Origin of the sequence: Paraburkholderia sp. GAS448, from assembly GCF_050435685.1 — a bacterium.
Taxonomy (GTDB): domain Bacteria; phylum Pseudomonadota; class Gammaproteobacteria; order Burkholderiales; family Burkholderiaceae; genus Paraburkholderia.
In genome coordinates this window covers 21,868-40,929 of record NZ_JBNDKT010000007.1, presented here as the reverse complement: position 1 = coordinate 40,929, position 19,062 = coordinate 21,868, and the positions used below count along the sequence as shown (strand labels likewise).

11 protein-coding genes and 3 pseudogenes are annotated in these 19,062 nt (G+C 59.8%); 8 read left to right on the top strand and 6 right to left on the bottom strand.

Features of this window, described 5'->3' with window-relative positions; all coding sequences use genetic code 11:
• Nucleotides 1-239: 239 nt before the first annotated feature.
• Nucleotides 240-1,250, bottom strand: coding sequence for a LysR family transcriptional regulator (locus tag P3T23_RS15355; RefSeq protein WP_429317018.1), 1,011 nt, complete (start codon nt 1,248-1,250; stop codon nt 240-242).
• Between the two features lie 1,558 nt (nt 1,251-2,808).
• Here P3T23_RS15355 and P3T23_RS15350 point away from each other — a divergent pair.
• A complete protein-coding gene (locus tag P3T23_RS15350) occupies nt 2,809-3,003 on the top strand; it encodes a phospholipase effector Tle1 domain-containing protein (protein ID WP_429317017.1) in 195 nt (64 codons plus the stop codon).
• A 77-nt stretch (nt 3,004-3,080) separates the two neighbouring features.
• Here the strand turns inward: P3T23_RS15350 and P3T23_RS15345 are convergent, their stop codons facing one another.
• The 3 genes from P3T23_RS15345 to P3T23_RS15335 all read right to left on the bottom strand — a co-directional run bounded on the left by P3T23_RS15345 (nt 3,081) and on the right by P3T23_RS15335 (nt 10,354).
• Nucleotides 3,081-3,719: a response regulator transcription factor gene (locus P3T23_RS15345; RefSeq protein ID WP_429317016.1), complete on the bottom strand. Its 639-nt coding sequence runs from the start codon at nt 3,717-3,719 to the stop codon at nt 3,081-3,083.
• Nucleotides 3,720-3,991: 272 nt separating this feature from the next.
• Nucleotides 3,992-9,574 carry an AAA family ATPase gene (locus P3T23_RS15340; RefSeq protein WP_429317015.1) on the bottom strand — a complete coding sequence of 1,861 codons (5,583 nt, stop codon included), beginning with the start codon at nt 9,572-9,574 and terminating at the stop codon, nt 3,992-3,994.
• 138 nt (nt 9,575-9,712) lie between these two features.
• Nucleotides 9,713-10,354, bottom strand: a complete 642-nt coding sequence (locus tag P3T23_RS15335) for a hypothetical protein (RefSeq protein ID WP_429317014.1) — start codon at nt 10,352-10,354, stop codon at nt 9,713-9,715.
• Between the two features lie 451 nt (nt 10,355-10,805).
• On the opposite strand from P3T23_RS15335, the gene P3T23_RS15330 reads away from it, so the two are divergent.
• Nucleotides 10,806-12,821, top strand: a complete 2,016-nt coding sequence (locus P3T23_RS15330) for a sigma-54-dependent Fis family transcriptional regulator (protein WP_429317013.1) — start codon at nt 10,806-10,808, stop codon at nt 12,819-12,821.
• A 62-nt stretch (nt 12,822-12,883) separates the two neighbouring features.
• On the opposite strand, the gene P3T23_RS15325 is transcribed toward P3T23_RS15330, so the two are convergent.
• A complete protein-coding gene (locus P3T23_RS15325; protein WP_429317012.1) occupies nt 12,884-13,582 on the bottom strand; it encodes an IS6 family transposase in 699 nt (232 codons plus the stop codon).
• 60 nt (nt 13,583-13,642) lie between these two features.
• Nucleotides 13,643-13,930: pseudogene (locus tag P3T23_RS15320) on the bottom strand (organic hydroperoxide resistance protein); the annotation flags it as partial.
• 392 nt (nt 13,931-14,322) lie between these two features.
• On the opposite strand from P3T23_RS15320, the gene budA reads away from it, so the two are divergent.
• The 6 genes and pseudogenes from budA to P3T23_RS15290 form a co-directional block, all read left to right on the top strand.
• On the top strand, nt 14,323-15,153 hold the full coding sequence (gene budA / locus P3T23_RS15315; protein WP_429317011.1) for an acetolactate decarboxylase: 831 nt from the start codon (nt 14,323-14,325) through the stop codon (nt 15,151-15,153).
• Nucleotides 15,154-15,163: 10 nt separating this feature from the next.
• Nucleotides 15,164-16,840, top strand: coding sequence for an acetolactate synthase AlsS (gene alsS / locus P3T23_RS15310; RefSeq protein ID WP_429317010.1), 1,677 nt, complete (start codon nt 15,164-15,166; stop codon nt 16,838-16,840).
• Between the two features lie 495 nt (nt 16,841-17,335).
• On the top strand, nt 17,336-17,689 hold the full coding sequence (locus P3T23_RS15305; RefSeq protein ID WP_429317009.1) for a putative quinol monooxygenase: 354 nt from the start codon (nt 17,336-17,338) through the stop codon (nt 17,687-17,689).
• A 193-nt stretch (nt 17,690-17,882) separates the two neighbouring features.
• Nucleotides 17,883-18,236: pseudogene (locus P3T23_RS15300) on the top strand (CBS domain-containing protein); the annotation flags it as partial.
• A gap of 118 nt (nt 18,237-18,354) precedes the next feature.
• A complete protein-coding gene (locus P3T23_RS15295) occupies nt 18,355-18,555 on the top strand; it encodes a BON domain-containing protein (RefSeq protein WP_429317008.1) in 201 nt (66 codons plus the stop codon).
• 34 nt (nt 18,556-18,589) lie between these two features.
• Nucleotides 18,590-19,051, top strand: a pseudogene (locus tag P3T23_RS15290) (nitric oxide dioxygenase); the annotation flags it as partial.
• Between the last annotated feature and the right edge of the window lie 11 nt (nt 19,052-19,062).

Sequence of the window (19,062 nt, the reverse complement as noted above, 5' to 3'; positions counted from 1 at the left end):
CGCAACGCGAACGATTATTTTGTGAACATCATTCACAAACATAAACGCTGCTACTGACGTTGTCAAGACAGAGAGAAGCCCGGTGGGCGCACGAAATGCGTCAGTGAGTCTCGCCAGGATGCGCTTGCCTAAGATATGTCGCCAGTCCGCAATGGAGGGCGCAACGATGTGACCGCGCTATGCACGACGCCAGCTACCGCGGCTAAGGCGGCAGTTCACTTGGCTCTGCCGGAGGCAGGTCACTCTTGCGCCGTGTCCGACAGATCGCGAATGATATCGAGCATCGCGCGATGATATGGTTTATGCGGACGATCGGTCCAGATCAGAGAAACCTCCGTATCGAACGATGAAGTTAGATCTTCGATATCGATTAACGCCACGCCCTTCACCGGGAGATGCCTCGCCGAATCCAGCATCAACCCGACGCCGAGTTCGTTCGCGACCAGATTGAGCATCGTGTAAGGATGACGGGCTTGCTGCGTAACTTTTGGGGACACCCCAGCATTGCGCCGGGCGGCCTCGAATGCAGCGAACACTGGTTGGGCGACTTGCTGCGGAAACATGATCAGCGGGTACGTCGCAAGATCCGCCATGCAGATACGGGTCCGCTGGGCAAGCGGCCAGCTCGCCGGAACCGCTGCCACTATGCTCATACGTTCGATCACGACGCTTTCCAGTTCCGCCACGTCTGCGACGCTGGTGACAACAACGCCAAGATCAATGCTGCCGTTCTTCACGCTGGCTACGGTCAGCGCGCTACCGCGCTCGATCAAACGCACGTCGACGCCCGGCCATTGCTTCCTGAGCGCATGCATGGCGATTGGGAGAATGTGCATCGCACACATCGGCACGAACGCGATGCTGAGGCTGGCCTGCTCGTCTGCCGCCTGACGTACCCGGCGCTCCGCCAGATCGGCTTGGGCCAGCAGTGGCTTCGCCTCCGCCATCAGTGCCGCGCCAGCAGGGGTCAGCGAGACTCCACGCGGAGTACGCTCGAGTAACTTGATACCGAGCGATTCCTCGAGGCGCATGATGGACTGGCTCAACGGTGGCTGAGCCATGCCGAGCCGGGCTGCGGCGCGACCAAAATGCTGGGTCTCGGCGACCGCAACGAAATGCCGGAGGTGACGCAATTCCATGGCGCAATATCGGTTCGGTATGGTGAGTTGTCGACAGAATATCGCTTTTGCAGTTTTGAGGCGAGTTGCGATTGTATCGGTGCCCTGACAATCGCCGCGCTCGAACAGCACGACCAGTTGCCGCGCCGATGTCGCCCCATGCAGTAAGCCGCATTCTCATAATGCAACTTATAGTTGCATTATTGCGGCCTATGAACTAGGATGAACATCAATAGATGTCGTTCTCGGATCTGCCTGACCTGGTGTAACGCAAGTTGGCAGCACGCGGAGACAAAGAACAGCACAAACAGGAGACGTGATCGGCCTGCTTCGACGAATTTCTGGGGCTCATTGAACCCGATTGTGAGACAGAGCGGCAATCGTCCTAGTCAACGACTCCCTACTGTTTGCCTTCGAGGAATCGCCGCGATTTCCCGGCGGACGCACGAGTCTGATCGATCGTTGCTTGGAAAGTATGGCCGAGCTGATGACACGTGAAGCGAACGGCGAATGTGGTTGAAGGAGAAGGAAATGCATACCGGCGAGAGGTCCCTGCGCGCATTGGTCGACAAGTGGCTTTGGCCTGGTCCAGCGATGAAGGTACGTGTGATGAAGTCCAGTCGCACGCCTTCGAGTCGAAGGCGCTATGTTCGCGTTGGTGCGTTCTGGCCGGAAGGATATCGGGCTATCGTTTTCTTCCAACACGATGACGGATCGTGGAACGTTTTCCCACCAAACACGGACATGCCGGCGATGCGTGCTTACCAGCTCGCGGTTTAAGCGGCTCTCCTCCTCGCGGCGATATTGGTAGCGCTGGTTGGTCAACCGCAACAATCTAATAACATTCTGGTTTTTCATACAAGCCGTGGCCTCACTCGCGAGCTATTTGAATAAATTGCATCAACACGTTCCCTAATGCGTGCGAGCGTACACAGATAGCGTTGCACGCCGGGGAACCGTGAAGGAGCAGACTGTGATGAGACGATACGCATACCTTATCAAAGTGCTCGGTGCCGTGGGTATCGTGATTTCCACTGGCCTCATATTGCGCGCCAGTGAAGCATTCGACGAGCGACTCTCCGAAGCGCCTTGCGTATACTATCAAGGTAGTTGCATTAGTATGGGTGCGTTGACTGGGGGAGGGGTTCGTATGCTGCCATGATCTCGGCGAGACGAACTCCTGTGATGCCATGGCGAGGCCTGAGCTCTTCAGAGGGATGTTACTCGGAGACGCGAACGCCTTCGACGTCGGGAGGTGTAGAGCATCAAGTCGCGCTAGATCTTTGACTCGACGATCGTCTTCGTTTGGTGAGACCGCGGCACGGCGAACAACATCGTCTACATCCCGGCGGCGCGACCACCCATTGCGCTTGAAGGGGTGAAAGGCATTTCACTGTTCAATGCCCCAAAATCCTGGTCGAGAACAACGGCGGCCCAACGCAATCACAGCGCTCCAGGTCCCAACTGACTGCACTCGATTGTTTTCGTTAAATGTGGAGTCGTCGATTCACCGCTCGTAGCAGCGGCACGCCGGCGAGTTGTGCGATCGACTGCACGCTCTGCTGCTGAATGTGCGCGAGGGACAGACCGGCGTTGAACCAGCTGTTCGACATGCTGACCAGGAGATCGGGTCGATCGAGCAATAACCGCCGATGCGGCCACCACAGAAAATCCTCGTAGCAGATCGAAAATGCGGTACGCCGACCCGCTATTTTTTGAAGAGCAAGCAATGAACGCGGTAGCAAAAAACATCGTGCTATTCATCGACGGTACCTGGAATTCTCCCGAGGAAGATCACCAGACGAACGTAAGAACGCTATTTGACCTTACCGCGCATACTGAACTCGGCCCCGCACCGCAAGTCACCTACTATCTACCTGGATAGCGTCAAGCAGGAAGTCCGGTTTACCGACAAACATCTTGGCACGACCGGACGTAGTCATTGTCGCCGCCCAGTTAGCGTCAGGCATCGAACGTGCTTGTAGGCGAGGTTTCGAGTTGCAGCTTGCTTGCCTGCTTCACTAGAGTAGCGAATGAATCCGCTCGCATTTTTCTCATGATGTGGCCGCGATGAACCTGCACGGTGTATTCGGTGATACCAAGTAATGCCGCCGCCTGCTTGTTGAGCAGGCCGCCTGCGAGTAACGGCAAAAGCTCCTGCTCGCGAGGCGTCAGCGATTGATAGAGAGCCTGGAGCGCCGCTGTATCGTCCGCCTCCTTGCGAAGAGCGTGCGCCCTGGCGAGTGCCGCATCAACCGCGCGCATCAAAACATCTTCATCGAGGGGCTTTGTGAGGAAGTCAACCGCCCCGCCCTTCATGGCCAGGACCGTGGACGGCACATCTCCCCTTCCGGTAATGAAAATGACGGGAACCTGAGCATCCCTGCTGACAAGCTTCTGGACTTCGAGTCCACTCATGCCGGGCATTCTCATGTCCAGGACTAGACATGCAACGACATTTTGACGCGGTGTGTCCAGAAACTCTCTGCCGGAGTTGAATGCGTGGACGTCTCTTCCGTTTGCACGCAGCAGCGCAGAGAGTGCTTCTCGCACCCGACTGTCGTCGTCGACCACATACACCAGTTCGCTTGCGGATTCCATGGAACCCCTCCGTTGTTAGGTGAAAGCCCCTTCGTAACGTCGGTACAGTCGGTCCACGATCATGTTACCAATCTCTTCATGCATTGCGGGTACCATACCGACGCAAGGCAAAAGCGGGCGCTACGCACCCGGGCCTTCTAAGCATTGGAAGGCGTGACGGGTACGCCGATTTTTGATCGCCTTTCCGATTAAATTAGATATCCTTACGCACTGCGCATTCAGAAGCGCTTTACCCAACTAGTTGACAATACCCGAGGGAGGCATCGCCGGATTCACGCCACATCCGGAATATCAATCGGAAGGCTGAAGCTGAAGGTCACGCCCTGTACCTCATTGCGCACGACCCAAATGCGGCCACCATGTGCTTCGATGATCGACTCACAGATCGCCAGTCCCATGCCCATGCCCGTTTCCTTTGTGGTGACAAACGGCTCGAATATGGTCTTGCAGTCCGCCAGCCCGATGCCGTGATCCTGAACGTCAACCACTAATTCGTCCCCGTCACGCCGGGAGCGGATCAATAGCGGCTTCGATCGCTCTGCCGTCACCGCCGACGCCTCGATGGCGTTGCGCAAAAGGTTGACCATTACCTGCTGAACTTGCACCGCGTCGGCATTGATCATCGGGACGTCCTCGGCCAGCTCGGTTTTGAGGGAGATCCCATCCACGTGGATTTCGTCAGACATCAGAGCGCAGACTCGAAGTATTAACCTGTTGACATCGAGATTGGTCTTTGCAGGAGCTGCCTGTTTAAACAATGCCCGAATGCGCCTTATCACGTCCGACGCGGCATGGGCGTCGCTGACGATCTGTTTGGCAATGCGCCTGGCTTCGTCGACGTTGGACGGCGCTGCAGCAAGCCATCGCATGCACGCGTGCCCGTTGGCCACAACTGCCTGCAGCGGCTGATTGAGTTCGTGGGCGATGGAAGCGGACAGCTCGGCCACCGTCGCAATCCTCGACGCCTGCGCAAGCTGCTCGCGGCTGCACCGCAATACCTCCTCCGCGCGCTTACGCTCGCTCAGATCAAGTACGAAGGAGACACCCTGGTTCCGGGCGTCATCAATGCACGTCGAGCCGACAAGCACGGGCACACGACTGCCGTCTTTCCGGAAGTACTCTTTCTCGTAGGGTTGCACGCTCCCGGTCATCTTGAGTTCTGGAGTCCACCAGCGTTCGTGACTATCGCGCCACTCCGGGGGAGTCAGCTCAGTCCAGCGCAGTCGCCCCGCGACGAGATCCTCGCGATCGTATCCCACGATCCGGAGAAACGCATCATTGGCCCCGAGAATGGGACCTTCAAGGTCCCAGAAGGAAATCCCGATGATATTGGCGTCGACCAGGCGGCGAAATTTCGCTTCGCGCTCAGCGAGCTCGTCATACAAACGCGTATTCTCCAACGCGATCGCCGCCTGAGAGGCAATAAGCCGCAGCACCGAAATGCGGAGCGGCGTAAAAACGCGTGGAGCCAGGTTGTTCTCGAGGTAGAGCACGCCGTTGAGCTTGTTCTGGTTGATAAGGGGCAGGCAGAGAATGGACCGGGACTGGCGTTGCCGAATGTACGGATCCGTGGCAAGTGCGGGTTCCGCTGCGGCGTCGTCGAAAATCGTGGCCTCCTGCGTGCGAACTACCGTCTGGACAGTCGCCTCGGATAGCGCCAGTGCGGTCAAGGGCTCGTCGCACAGCCGCACGTCGATCGTATCGCCGCACGTCATGGCTTCGGCCTCGATCCGCTGTTCACTGCCGCGGGAGAAAATCAGCAGGCCCCGCTCGGCCCCCGCATTCTCGATCGCTGTGCGCATGAGCGTGTTGAGCAGCTTGTCCAGCATGATCTCGCCCGAAACGGCTTGCGACACCTTGAGAACGGTCGCGAGATCCAGATGTTCGACCGGCGCCCGGATCGTGCTCGTTGCTCCCGGTGCAGGCTCCTTCCCACTCAGCTGGGGATAGCGCTGATCGAGTTGCCCCACCTTCCCATCGGCGCCCCAACTCTGGTAGCAATGCCGCGCATTTCGCAGATACGCGTCAGCCATTGTCGAAAAACCGCGCGTTACACAAAATTTTGCGGCGCGTTCGTGGGCCAAGGCCTCGTTCTGGATAAATTCACCCTCACGCGCCAGCCTGATGGCGTCTTCGTAAAGGCGTATGGTGTCGAGGTCCCGGCCTTCGAGGCGTGCAATTTCGGCACCTACCAATGCCACGCGGTTCGCGAAAGTTGCCGGGCAGCTTTCTGCCCAGATCGCGAGCTGCTCGTGATGGGCCGTCAGCGCTTGCAGATGCTCGGGCCGCTCTTCAACTGGACTGCCATCGCAGCGTGCTGCCCGAGCCAGGGCCCCATAGAAGTGGTATTCGGCCAACTCACCTTGGGTCGGAGTCGCCCAAAGAAGCCTCGCAGCTTTCGATAGGGCCGCGATGGCAGACGCGTCGTCGCCGGCGTAGACGCTCGCCTGCAGCCGGCGAATCCAGTAATAGGACGCGGGATTGGCCAGTTGCGGATCCTCCAGCCGTCGCTCAAAGCGGGCCTCGTCAAACGCCGCGTCATTGACAGAGGTGAAATCCGGTGTCAGCCCACGCAGCATTCGAATAAGCTTGAGCTGCCCGATGATGCAGTCGCTGGCGAGACCGAATTTTAGCTTCCGCGCGAATTCAAGCCCATGCTCGGCCTCTCGTTCGATGTCACTGAGCGGGTCTCCGCTGGCGAGACGGTTTGTGATCACATCGATGCAGCTGTAGGCCGCGTAAGACAGGTCGCCAGCGTTCAGCGCCGCCTCGTAGGCGCGCCTCAGGAAGGCGCGAGACGTTTGCAGGGGCTGCGTCCAGTGCGCCACGTGGACGGCGAACACCAGATAAACGCGAGCCCTGAAACGGTTGAACCCGCGCTTCTCTACCAGATCCAGGCCAAGCCTGCCAAAGCGTAGCCCCGCCTCGTATTCGCCGAAATACGTCCCGAGGACTCCGCCCAGCCATTCATAGGCAAGGCATGATCCGTCGGTGTTGCCATACTCCAGACTCAGGGATGCCATCCGACTCACGACGAGGCGGAACAGGTTCATGTCGGTGAAAAAGGCCGGTGACGTGAGCACCGTCAGCACGTCTATGGTTGCGCACCGATCCGGGTCTTGCATCGACGGCAGATCAAGCAGTGCCTCGATGGAGCTCGCACCCTGCTGTTGCCACAATCGATCATAGGCCCGATGCACGTCTTCCTCCGTTGCGTGCGCCGACCATGGGCCGTCAACACGGCGGAGATATTCCAGGCCGACCCGGACCGCGCTCTCGCTCTGGTCCAGAGTCGTGTAGAGATTGAGGCGCACGCAGGTAACGGCTGCAGCGTCAATCGTCGTCTGTGCCCGGGTCGACAGCATGGTGAGCCCTTCGTCCGCTGAAGCCAGCTCCCCCATCAGGTATTCACACTCGGCGCGATGAAGCTCAAGGTCGAAGATGAGCCGGTAGCATCGGTCCCATCCGTCGTCCCCCAGCAATGTACGGCCGGCGATGAAGTACCGCAGTGCCGAATCATAAGCGGTTGCCGCCTTCGCACGCTTGCCCGCAATGAGGTTCAGCTGGGCAACCTGTTCGCATTCCCCCGCCGTGCTGATCAGAGCCGCGCCACGACCAAACTGGTTGATGATATCGAAGATGTTCTCCTCGAGGTCCTGCTCGGGTGTCGCGGCCGCGAGAGCGCGGCCGATGCGAAGATGCGTCATCGTCCGCGCCTCTTCGGGGATGAGCGCATACGCGGCCTCCCGGATACGGTCGTGAAGGAAGGTGTAGTTGCTACCTGAACGCAGGACGATGCCGGACCGCACGGCGTCCCAGAGCGCCACATGCACCGCCTCCTCGGCCCCTCCATGCACTGCAGAAAGCGCACCCGACGTCGCGACGCTCCCGAGACATGCCAGCTGTCCTAAAGCTTCCTGGGTCGCTTCAGGCAGGCCGCTCAGCTTCACCGCCATGAGATCCGCGACGTTTTCGGTGAATCCCTTGAGGCGAATGCGATGCAGGTCCCAGGTCCAGACCGCCATGCCAGGCTCGAATACCAGCAGCCCCTGTTCGGCCAGCGCGAGCAGGAACTGGATCGTGAAGAACGGATTGCCAGCCGTCTTCTCGAACACCAGGTCAGCCAGTGGCCGCACGCGCCCCTGGTCCGTGTGCAGGGCATCCGCCAGGAGCCACCCCACGTCCTTCGGGCAAAGGGGCACCAGCACGATTTCCCGCACCCGCCCATCGGCGCCGTTGAGTCTCGCCAGGGTTCGCGCCAGCGGGTGCGCGCGACCGACCTCGTTGTCACGGTAAGCCCCGACCAGCAGCAAGTGGCGCACATCTGGATGCACAATCAGATGCTCGATCAAATCGAGGGTTGCCGAATCCAGCCACTGAAGGTCATCGAGGAACAGCGTCAGAGGGTGCTCCGCGCGGGCAAAAACGCTGAGGAAACGCCGGAATACCATCTGGAACCTGGCCTGCTGGTCCTGTAGTGGAACATCAGGTGGTGGCGGCGGCTCACCGATGATGAGAGCGAGCTCCGGGACGAGGTTGACGATGAGCTGGCCATTCGGACCCAACGCCTCCTGCAATGCGGCGCGCCATTCGCCCATCTCTTGGTCGCTCTTGCCGAGAATCTGGGAAATGAGACTCTGGAAAGCCTGAGCGACCGTTGCATAAGGGATATTTCGTTTGTACTGGTCAAATTTGCCTGATGCGAATAACCCCCGTGACGGCACGAGCGCCTTATGCAACTCATTGACAATGGAGGACTTGCCGATCCCGGAATAGCCAGAAACCAGCACCAGACCCGGACTGCCTTCGTTGGCTACACGATCGAAGGCGGTGAGCAAAGCCGAGATTTCCCGCTCTCTTCCGTACAGTTTTTCAGGGATCAGCAGTCGATCCGGAAAGTCGCGTTCGCCGAGCGGAAACGGATCAATCCTGCCAACCGCCTCCCATTCAATCAAGCAACGGTGAAGATCACGCTCGAGGCCAACCGCCGTTTGATAGCGCTCCTCGGCCGTCTTGGCCATCAGCTTCATCACGATATGCGAAACCTGGGCCGCAACGCGTTCAGTCCGCTCGCCCGGCGGAACGGGCTTACGCGCAATATGGCAATGGACCCACTCCATCGGCTCTGACGCGGTAAAGGGCAGCGAACCCGTCAGCATCTGGTAGAAGGTGACGCCGAGCGAGTAAAGGTCGCTGCGCGCATCGATCGATCGATTCATTCGGCCAGTCTGCTCCGGCGCCATGTAGGCGAGCGTTCCCGCCATGGTCTCGGGCGGCGCGGGCGATTGACGCTCACGCGGCAATAAGGTGGCGAGGCCAAACCCCGTGAGCCGCACCGATCCGGTTGACTCGTCGACGAGGATGTTGGCCGGCTTGAGATCCTTATGGACAAAGCCACGCTGATGGGCCTTCCCAAGAGCCGCTGCAATGCCGATCGCCAGCCGCAGGAAGCGCCCGGATTCGAGCGGCGCGCCCAGCAGCCGCTCAAGCGGCTCGCCGCCCGGGTCCTCGAATTCCAGCACGGGCCGATCGCCTTGACGCAGAAGCGCCAACGGGCGCACCGCCCATGCACTGTCCAGTTGATCCTTCAGATCATATTCGTGAGACAGACGATCCAGGCTGGCCGCCGTCGGGGGCTCGCCGAGGGGCCGCACGGTCAGCACGGAAGTTTGTGTGCTGTCGGCATTTACACGCCACGTCCTACAGATGGCGCGGTCGCCACCCTTCGCCAGGACCTCGGAGCTGCTGTCCACATAATCCCGCTTGATATAACTCGCCATCGAAACCAGCACTCGTGGAGTGCCCGCTTTTCGAACCAGTTTTGAAACGTCGTTGACATCAAGTTGTCGGGCCATAACTCTTGCTCCTCTCTTCAAGCGACCGCCGGTTTGCGCCATCACACATCAAAACCACGTGTCACGCACGTCCATCGAAGCCCGGCACAACGTTGACCGCATTGATCCCAATTTCATCGACCATGTACCCGCCCTCCATCACTTTGGAACCTGCATTGATCTCGCGCGATACGCGGATAGTCCGGCGTGCGCAGGCGGATGGTGACCGATGGGGTCGTGTTCGAACGTGTCGACACCCAGCGAAATGACCAGCACATCCGGGGCATGTCGCCCGACCACTGCGCCGGCGTGGTCCAGCGCTGCCTCAAATTCGTTCATGGCCGTTGCCTTCGGCAGTGGCAAATTCAGACTGAATCTCTCTCCGGCTCGCACCCCCAGCTCGCCGGCATACCCCGAGAAATACGGATACGAAACGCTTGGTTCGCCACGAATCGATAAGAACAGCGCGTCGGATCGGTCGTAGAAAATGTCCTGCGTGCTGTTGCCATGATGGAAGTCAATGTCGAGAATTGCGACGCGTCTGGCACCGCGCTTGATGCAATGCTGCGCAGCGATCGCGGCGTTGTTCAGATAGCAATGTCCGCCCATGTACTCGCGCCCGGCATGATATCCGGGCGGGCCGCACAGCGCGAATGCGGCGCGCGCACGATTGCATATGGCGTCCATGCCCGTCAGAGCAGTGTTGGCACTGGAGCAGACTGCATCCCAAGTACCCGAGTTGATCGGTGAACCTGCGTCCATCGAGAAGGAATCCAGCATGCCGTCGATGAATAGCGGCATGTCCGTGCTCGGCAGCCCGCGCACGGGCCACACGAGAGTAAGCGCCTGGCAGTTGCGAACCGTACTGGACCATTTCCTCCACGCTCCCGCCAGGAAGGCTTACGGCGAAGAGCATGCGTCCCGTTCACCTTAGACACTGCATGCATTGTGCCAGTGGCTGCGGGACGACTGCCTGTCCACGACACGAGCATTGAAAATGCGGGTGTTTTTGACATTTTCCGGGCCGCGCAGCGGGATCTCCGCAGTGGCGTTGCGGCCGATTTCCGGAACGGCCGGGCTCTAGAGTCCGGAATTCGAACGTCCGGAATTCGAACGCTTGCCGTGAAGCGGATGGTCTCAATGCGAGTAGCATGGTCAGTAGGAAAGACGCACCGGGCGGAAAAGGAAGACGCGCACGAGACCGGGCCGTCCGTACGCGGGGTAATCGACTGCTCGCGGAAATGGGGGCAGCATGAAAGATTCGGGAAAGCCGATGGACTGGTTTTCCAGTCCGGATCGCAATGCGAGCGTCATGTCCGCGTGGGAGCGTCTGATCCGTGACGGCGAATCGCGGTCGCCGATAGTTCGTCGCGTCGTTGGCGATTCGTGGCACCGCTGCCTGGACGGCCGCGTGGATCCCGGCGCCGACCGTGCGCCACCGCCGTTGGAAGAGAGTCGCCTGTTCGAGTTCCGCGCAAAAAACGCACGGCTGGTTGATGCCAGCTTGCCGCTGATCGAGCAGACGCGCGAGTTCCTGTCGCAGAGCGGCACCATCATGTTGCTCACTGACCCCGGCGGCATGATCCTCGAACTGGCCGGCGATAGCCGCACCTTCGAGCCGGCCGCTGAAGTCCACCTGATTCCGGGTTGCAATTGGACCGAACTCACCTGTGGCACCAATGCGATCGGTACTGCGCTGGCACTGCAGCATCCGGTTCAGATTCATGGGGCTGAGCATTTCTGCGCAGGGATCAAACGCTGGACGTGTTCCGCGACGGTGATCCGCGATCCGGTGGACGGTACGGTGCTCGGCGTCGTTGACCTCTCTGGATTGACGCAGAGATACAGCGAGCAGAGTCTTGCATTGATCGTCTCGATAGCCGGGCGCATCGAGAGCCGACTCGAAAAACGTGCGCTGGAACGCCGCCTGTGCCTGATCGAACGTTGCATGATTTATCCCGGCCGGACAGACGGCATGGCGGTGGCGGACGAGCGCGGCCGCCTGGTCAGAGCTAACTCGCAGGCGGCGGCCGCATTTGTCAGGCTGGGCGTATCCGGAGGACTGGACCAGGCCTTTCCAATCCCCGACATTGCGGCCATTGCGCAAGGTGCTCTGTCACCGCACGCACCAGACTGGCTGCACCGGGTTCAGATTGAAACCATCAGGGAGGGCGGGGACACGCTGGGCTATTTGTTGGTGGTGCCGGCAGCGAGCCGGCATCCCGCCTCGCTGCCCGATGCCCAGTACAAGCGTGCACCGGCATTCTCGCGCATCGTCGGCAATAGCCCAGTGCTGCGTGCCGCGCTGCAAAAGGCGCAGCAGCTTGCGCAAGCACGGGTCCCGGTGCTGCTTCTGGGCGAAACCGGTGTGGGCAAGGAGTTGTTCGCGCAAGGTATTCACCAGGCCGGTGCAACGGCTAACGGGCCGTTCATCGCGCTGAATTGCGGTGGTCTGTCGCGCGACCTGCTGGCCAGCGAGCTGTTTGGTTACGTCGAGGGCGCCTTCACCGGCGCACGCAAATCCGGCATGATCGGAAAAATCGAAGCCGCCAATCGCGGCACACTGTTCCTCGACGAGATCGGTGAAATGCCGCTCGACATCCAGCCGCATCTGCTGCGCGTTCTGGAAGAAGGCGAGCTATACCGGTTGGGGGAGAACCATCCCCGCAAGGTCAGCTTCCGTCTGATTGCCGCGACGCATCGCGACCTGCGCGCCGAAGTTGCCGAAGGCAGATTCCGCATTGACCTGTACTACCGGCTGGCCGTCACCCTCGTCGCCATCCCGTCGCTGCGCGAACGTAAGGATGACTTGCCGGACCTGATCGACCACTGGTTGCGCGCCTTGTGCGAACGCTACGGTCTGGGCGGGATAGTCTTCGACAATGAGGCGTACGACCGTCTGCTGAACTATCCGTGGCCCGGCAATGTACGCGAGCTGCGCAATGCAATCGAAGGTGCGTTGTTGACGGCCCGCGACGGCATCATTACCGTGAATGACCTGCCGCCTGAAATCGGCGCGCCCACCGCTGCCGGCTCACCCGGCGCTGTGCAGGCGGCCTGCGATCCGCCCTCTCCGTCCATTCAAAGGGTCCGCTCGCTGGAAATGGCAGAAGCTGAGTCGATCCGCTTCGCGATTCAGCAGTGCCAAGGAAACCTGACCCAGGTGGCCGCCCAGCTTGGCATCGCAAAAAGCACGCTGTATGAAAAAGTTAAAAAGTACCAACTGACCCACGAGCTTGGGACGAGGCGTTCAGGGAGATCGGTTTGAGCAAGGTGCTCTGTCGCGATAACGATTGCGAGATAATTAAAGTCTAATATGAAGAGGACTGCTTATGCCACCAACGAATAGAACTGCTCTGCGGGAGTTTGTCGGGCGCCGTTGTCTTTCATCTGCCCCTTGGCGATCATGTGAGCCACCTCGATACCACCAAGCAGGATGCGTGCACACCGGAAATTCTTGAACCCGAGCATGGGGCGGGTACGCCGCTTGATCGCGCGGTGGTCCTGTTCGATTATATTGTTCAAGTACTTCGTCTGCCGGATCTTGATGGGCGTTTCGCGCTCGGCGTTGATGGCTTCCAGCGTAGCCAGATTGGCGCCGCTTTTGTCAATCGTCACCGTCTCGGGTTCGCCATTATGGGCGATCGATTTCTCGAAATACTGCCGCGCCGCAGCCTTATCCCGATGGGCACGCAACAGAAAATCGATAGTGTTGCCGGTCTTGTCGACGGCACGATACAGGTATTTCCATTGGCCCTTGACCTTAACGTAGGTTTCGTCGACGCGCCAGCTCTTGCCGACGGGGCGTTTGTGACGGCGAAACGCTTTCTCCAGCACAGGCAACAGCTTGAGGGCCCAGCGATGTACGGTTGAATGATCGACCGAGATCCCTCGCTCCGCCATCATTTCTTCCAGGTTTCGCAGGCTTAGCGCGTAAGACACGTACCAACGCACGCAAGTCAGGATTACATCAAGTGGGTAATGTAGCCGTTTGAGCACTCGGGCCACCGCCGGATTCAGCGTCTTCATCAAGCTTTCAGTCGTTCATCTTGGTCCGCACATCATAGCGGACCGCGTTATTGCGACGGATCCGAAGCCATTGGGGATCTGTCCGATCCCGACGGCGCCGTCGATGGCGACGTCCTTCGGCGAGGCGATCTTTTCGCGCGCGCTGGCGGATTTCAGCGCGCCGATAAAGCTCGTGCCATATCCCGCCGCGAAGAGTTGTTCGGGGTTCGTGCCATCGCCACCTCCGCCGCCGAGTTCCGTCGGCAGGGTCAGCTTGAGATCAAGGTTGCTCTCTGGAACCGTCGCACGTCCGTCGCGCCCGCCGGTGACGTGCGCGTGAGCACGGTACAGGACTTTTTCAATTTTCATTCGAGACTCCTTTGCGTGTCAGGGTAGTCGACAACGTTCCAGCGTCGTAGCAAGGGGAAGGCAGCCGTGAAGCGTAGTGCACAGGCATACCCAAAGTCAGGGCCACGGCGCACACGCGGCGGATACCAGCTTTATGTAATAGCGGTCCTTTCTCCTGCTCACTACTATCGTGTCAAGATAGGACCCTGAATCGACCCCCATCTCGGTGAGCGTTCAATGCTCCTGTCTGTCGGCACGCCGTCGCCCGTGCCGCCACCCATACGGGTGATTCCTTCGCAAGTCGACGAGGAATACGATGGCTCCACGGCATCCCGCCTCCTGGATATGCCTCACCCATCGGTCGATGGTTCCAAATTGCGCGGCATCGCGCAGTTACCACTTGGAGATGACACGTGCTTGAACTCAATGTGGTCATTCCTGCCTTCCTGGACCGCGCGCTAAAAAATGAAATGACGAGAAGCGGGACGAGCGTATCGTCCATCGTGGCATCGGCGCTGGCGGAGTACTTTCATACCCCCCTGCATACGCTCTTTCAGGTTTCAACCTCGGGCGCGCTGGTTGAAGGCGTGTACACGGGTGCCATCTCGTCAAACGTGATCCTGAAACACGGCGATTTCGGCTTGGGGACCTTCGAGAATCTCGACGGAGAAATGGTTGTGCTCGACGGGCACATTTATCGGGCCCGTGGCGATGGGACAGTCTCGGAGGCGCCGGTGGATGCTTGCGCGCCGTTCGCAGTCGTGACACGTTTCACGCCCGACGTCGATGTCTCAATCGAACCGGCTGACTCGCTCGATATCCTGACGCAACGTTGCGACGAGCATCGGCAATCGAACAACATTTTCTACGCGATTCGCCTCGACGGCGAATTCCACCATGTCCGCATGCGAGCAGTAAGTCCGCCCTCAAGCGGAGCCCGGCTGATTGACGCCGCCAAGGCGCAGGCGGAGTTCGAACTCGGCGCGATTCGCGGCACGCTTGTCGGACTATGGTCTCCCGGTTTCTCCAGCGCTTTCAGCATCGCTGGATATCACTTTCACTTCCTGTCCGAAGACCGTGTGCATGGCGGCCATCTGCTGGCATGTTCGACCGGGCCCTTGCGACTTCGTGTTGAAGCGCTGACGGACTTCCATCTCGCGTTGCCCGAAAACGAATCGTTCCTCAAGGCGGACCTGAGCAAGAACTCCGCTGGCGAACTCGCATACGCCGAACAGGCTCATTAGGAGATAAATGATGTCTAGCGAAAATATCCCTTCTCCCCGAAACGGCGCCGAACTGGTTGTGCAGACACTGGAAAATGAAGGTGTCAAATACGTCTTCGGCATTCCCGGAGCAAAGATCGATGCCGTGTTCAATGCGCTCGTCGATTCGAAGATAGAGACTGTCGTGTGCCGGCACGAACAGAATGCGGCTTTCATCGCGGGCGGGATTGGCCGCATGACGGGAAAAGCCGGTGTGTGCATCGCGACGTCAGGACCCGGTGTCTCGAACCTCGTCACCGGTCTCGCGACAGCGAACTCCGAAGGCGATCCGATTGTCGCGCTGGGCGGCGCGGTCGCGACAGGCGAGGCAATGAAGCATCTCCATCAGACCATGGATTCGGTGTCCATCTGTAAGCCGGTCACCAAGTACAGTGCCTCGGTCGGCGCACCACAAGCCGTCGCAGAGGTCGTCAGCAATGCGTTCCGCGCGGCGGAGTCAGGCCGTCCCGGCGCCGCGTTCGTAAGCCTACCGCGCGACATCATGTCGGCGCCAGCCCAAGGCAAGCTGCTAATCGCCCCGGCGTTCTCGGGGCAGGGTCCGGCCGACGGCGCCGCCATCGCGGAAGCCGCTCGTCTGATCAACGCAGCACAAACGCCTGTCGTGCTGCTTGGACTGCTGGCAAGCAAGCCTGCCAATGCAACCGCCGTTCGAGAGATGATCGCTGGGCATCATTTGCCCGTGGTCGGCACTTTCCAGGCAGCGGGCGCGATCGCCGCCCACCTGCTGGAAGACTTTGGCGGACGCGTCGGGCAGCTCGCCAATCAACCCGCTGACCGTCTCCTTGAGGCAGCTGATCTCGTGATCACGGTTGGATACGACCCCGTCGAGTATTGGCCGTCGCTCTGGAACAAGAACCGCGACCGGAAGATCATTCATGTGGACGTGCTCCCAGCCGATCTCGACTCGTACTATTGTCCGTCCGTCGAGTTGGTCGGTGACATCTCCCAAAGCCTTTCAGCCCTGAATCCGCTCGTCAATCGCGCCGAGCAATCGTCGATCTCATCGGCTATCTTGCGCACGATCAGAGAGGAACGCGCCCAGCTTGGCCAGGAGGCCGCGCGGCTTGGCGGGGCACCCGTCCACCCGCTCAGGATTGTGTACGAGTTGCAGAAATTGCTTGAGCCCGACGTCACGCTCTGTCTCGACATGGGGTCGTTTCATCTGTGGTTTGCCCGGCATCTCTACAGCTTCAGGTCGCGTCAGGTCCTGATCACGAACGGTCAGCAGACACTCGGCGTCGCGTTGCCATGGGCCATTGCCGCGACGTTGGTGCGGCCAATGGAGAAGGTCATCTCGATCTCCGGTGACGGCGGCTTTCTCTTTTCGAGCATGGAGCTGGAGACGGCAGTTCGACTCAAATCGAACCTCGTGCATATGGTCTTGATCGACGGTACCTACAACATGGTCGCGGTGCAGGAGATCGCCAAATACGGGCGACCGTCGGGGATCGCGCTCGGCCCGGTCGACCCGGTGAAGTATGCGGAAGCCTTCGGCGCCGTGGGTCTCATGATCCGGACGGCCGACGAGATCGCTCCGGTCATGAAAAAGGCACTCGATACGCCGGGCCCCGTTATCGTCGGTGTTCATGTGGACTATCGCGACAATCACAAGCTATTCGAAATGGTGCACGACAACGCATTTCACTGACCTGGAGAAATTGGGAAAGCCGTTGAAGCCGGACTCCCAGGTCGCATCGGTCGTTCGATTTAGATGTGTTCTCGTGCCTGCTGCGAATTCGTTGCCTCGCGGCGATCAGGTCGGCCAACACATGCTCGCCGTGTCAGGTAGCTGGAGCGCGTTTTGGGAGTGAGGCAGGGGAAAGACATTGTGACGCCGCCCCCCTCAGGGTGATATCGAGTAGTAAGGCGTCCATGCAAAATTAAGAAGTCGTCCCGCCGATGGGCGAGCGCGATTGGCGGCGACGGATTTCGAACCATCTGCGCACGAGGGTGGCCGAGCACTTGCCGACCGAAACGACTGCTCGAACGACCGTAGTACCTTCGAAGCAGACTTAGAGGCGGCGCAAGGTCGAGCGGCGGGAGAGGGTCGTGCACGGCCGGTCGCGAGTATGTGCGGCTCCGAGACACAAGCGGAGCGGCACTGTGAAGCGCTGGCGGCATGCGTGGCCGAACGCGGCTATGATTGGAGGCGGCGATCTATGCCGAACCAGAAAAGGAGAATGCCGGGATGATTCACGTCATTGCCACGATCACTGCCCAGGCCGGTCAACGCGACGCCGTGCTGGCACTATTCGCCAAGAACCGCCCAGCGGTGCTGGCGGAAAACGGATGCATCAGCTACGAGGCGGTAGTCGACGTACCGAACTTCGGGACGATTCAGACACCGCTCGGCAATGACACATTTGCCGTAATCGAGCGCTGGGAAAGCGCCGAAGCGTTGAAGGCGCATGCGGCCTCTGCGCACATGGCCGAATATGGGCGGAATACCAAGCCGTTGCTGGCTAGCCGCGTCATCAATGTGCTGCAGGCTTGCTAAGGCGGCGACTCGCATCGCCCGCGTGTGCTATGAATGCCCCCAAATGCGGCTTACCTGGAAATCGGCGAACTTTGGAATATGCTGGGAGAACGTGAAGCGCGCCTTGGTGGCAAAAGCCTTGGCTAAGCGACGTAGTCCCGTCATTCGACATTTTCGGAGCACGTTATGCAAGCACGCCATGTAATGACTTCCAGTGTCGTTGCTGTGCCCGCCCCCCGAAACGACTGTGCGTGGACTGGCGCGGTTACTGGTGCAACACCGTATCAGCGCTGCGCCCGTCGTCGATCAGGACGAGCATGTCATCGGCATGATCAGCGAGGGCGATTTGCCCCAACGCCAGGAAATCGGCACTGAGAATAGGCCGGACCGCAGTTCCTGGTGGCTCGATATGCTCGGCTCTGATGCAGGCGCGGCCGACTATATCAAGTCGCATGCGCTCACCGTCGGCGAGATTATGAGCCGCGAACCCGTCTGCGTGAAAGAAGACACCTCGCTTGCCGAGATCGCCGCAGTGCTCGAAAGCCATCACATCAAGCGAGTGCCCGTGCTGCGCGATGGGCGTCTTGTCGGCATCGTCAGCCGTTCAAATCTGGTGCAGGCAATGGCATCGGCCCTCCCAGCGGAGCCCGCGCCAGAAGCGTTGGCGACTGATGCGGAGATCCGCGATGCTCATGAGCGACCTGGCTGGACGCGGGTGGGCGTTCCCGGGACGCAACATCGTCGTGCGCGAAGGCGTGGTCCATTTGTGGGGGACGGTGTGGTCGAGCGATCAGCGCGATGCCATGCGTATCGCGTCCCAAAGCATCCCGGGCGTGAAGCGTGTGGAAGATCACACGATTCCTTATCACATCGTGCCGGGGCTCTGAACGTGCGCCGTCCAACCCGCGGCGTGCCTCTTCAAACGTACGCAGTTACCGCATCTCGGTCAAATGCGAGAGCGCGGTACGCACCCCGCCAGGCTATGTCTCCTGCCTGTTGCACGATCAAATCAATGTCGGAGACGAAGTCAGGCTGGCCGCGCCATATGGCAGTTTCCATATCGATGTGAGCACCCGGACGCCTATCGTGCTGATCAGCGGAGGCATGGGGCTGACGCCGATGACCAGCATGTTCAAGAAGGCCATACATGATCCGCAGCGGCAGGTGGTATTTGTCCACGGTGCTCGCAACGGCGCGGTGCATGCCATGCGTGACCGGCTGCGCGAGACAGCCGCGGCGCATGCCAATTTTCATCTGGTGGTGTTTTATGACGAGCCACTGCCCCAGGATTCTCAGGGCCGTGACTACGATCGCGCAGGCATCGTCGACGTCAATCTGATCAAGAGTTCGATCCTGTTGCCGGGCGCCGATTACTACATCTGTGAAATCCCGGA

Excerpts from the sequence above, each read along its gene's own strand:
- P3T23_RS15340 (WP_429317015.1), bottom strand. The coding sequence starts at position 9,574 with ATGGCCCGACAACTTGATGTCAACGACGTTTCAAAACTGGTTCGAAAA.
- P3T23_RS15335 (WP_429317014.1), bottom strand. The coding sequence starts at position 10,354 with ATGCCGCTATTCATCGACGGCATGCTGGATTCCTTCTCGATGGACGCA.
- P3T23_RS15350 (WP_429317017.1), top strand. The coding sequence starts at position 2,809 with ATGCGGTACGCCGACCCGCTATTTTTTGAAGAGCAAGCAATGAACGCG.
- P3T23_RS15330 (WP_429317013.1), top strand. The coding sequence starts at position 10,806 with ATGAAAGATTCGGGAAAGCCGATGGACTGGTTTTCCAGTCCGGATCGC.
- P3T23_RS15345 (WP_429317016.1), bottom strand. The coding sequence starts at position 3,719 with ATGGAATCCGCAAGCGAACTGGTGTATGTGGTCGACGACGACAGTCGG.
- P3T23_RS15325 (WP_429317012.1), bottom strand. The coding sequence starts at position 13,582 with ATGAAGACGCTGAATCCGGCGGTGGCCCGAGTGCTCAAACGGCTACAT.
- alsS (WP_429317010.1), top strand. The coding sequence starts at position 15,164 with ATGTCTAGCGAAAATATCCCTTCTCCCCGAAACGGCGCCGAACTGGTT.
- P3T23_RS15295 (WP_429317008.1), top strand. The coding sequence starts at position 18,355 with ATGCTCATGAGCGACCTGGCTGGACGCGGGTGGGCGTTCCCGGGACGC.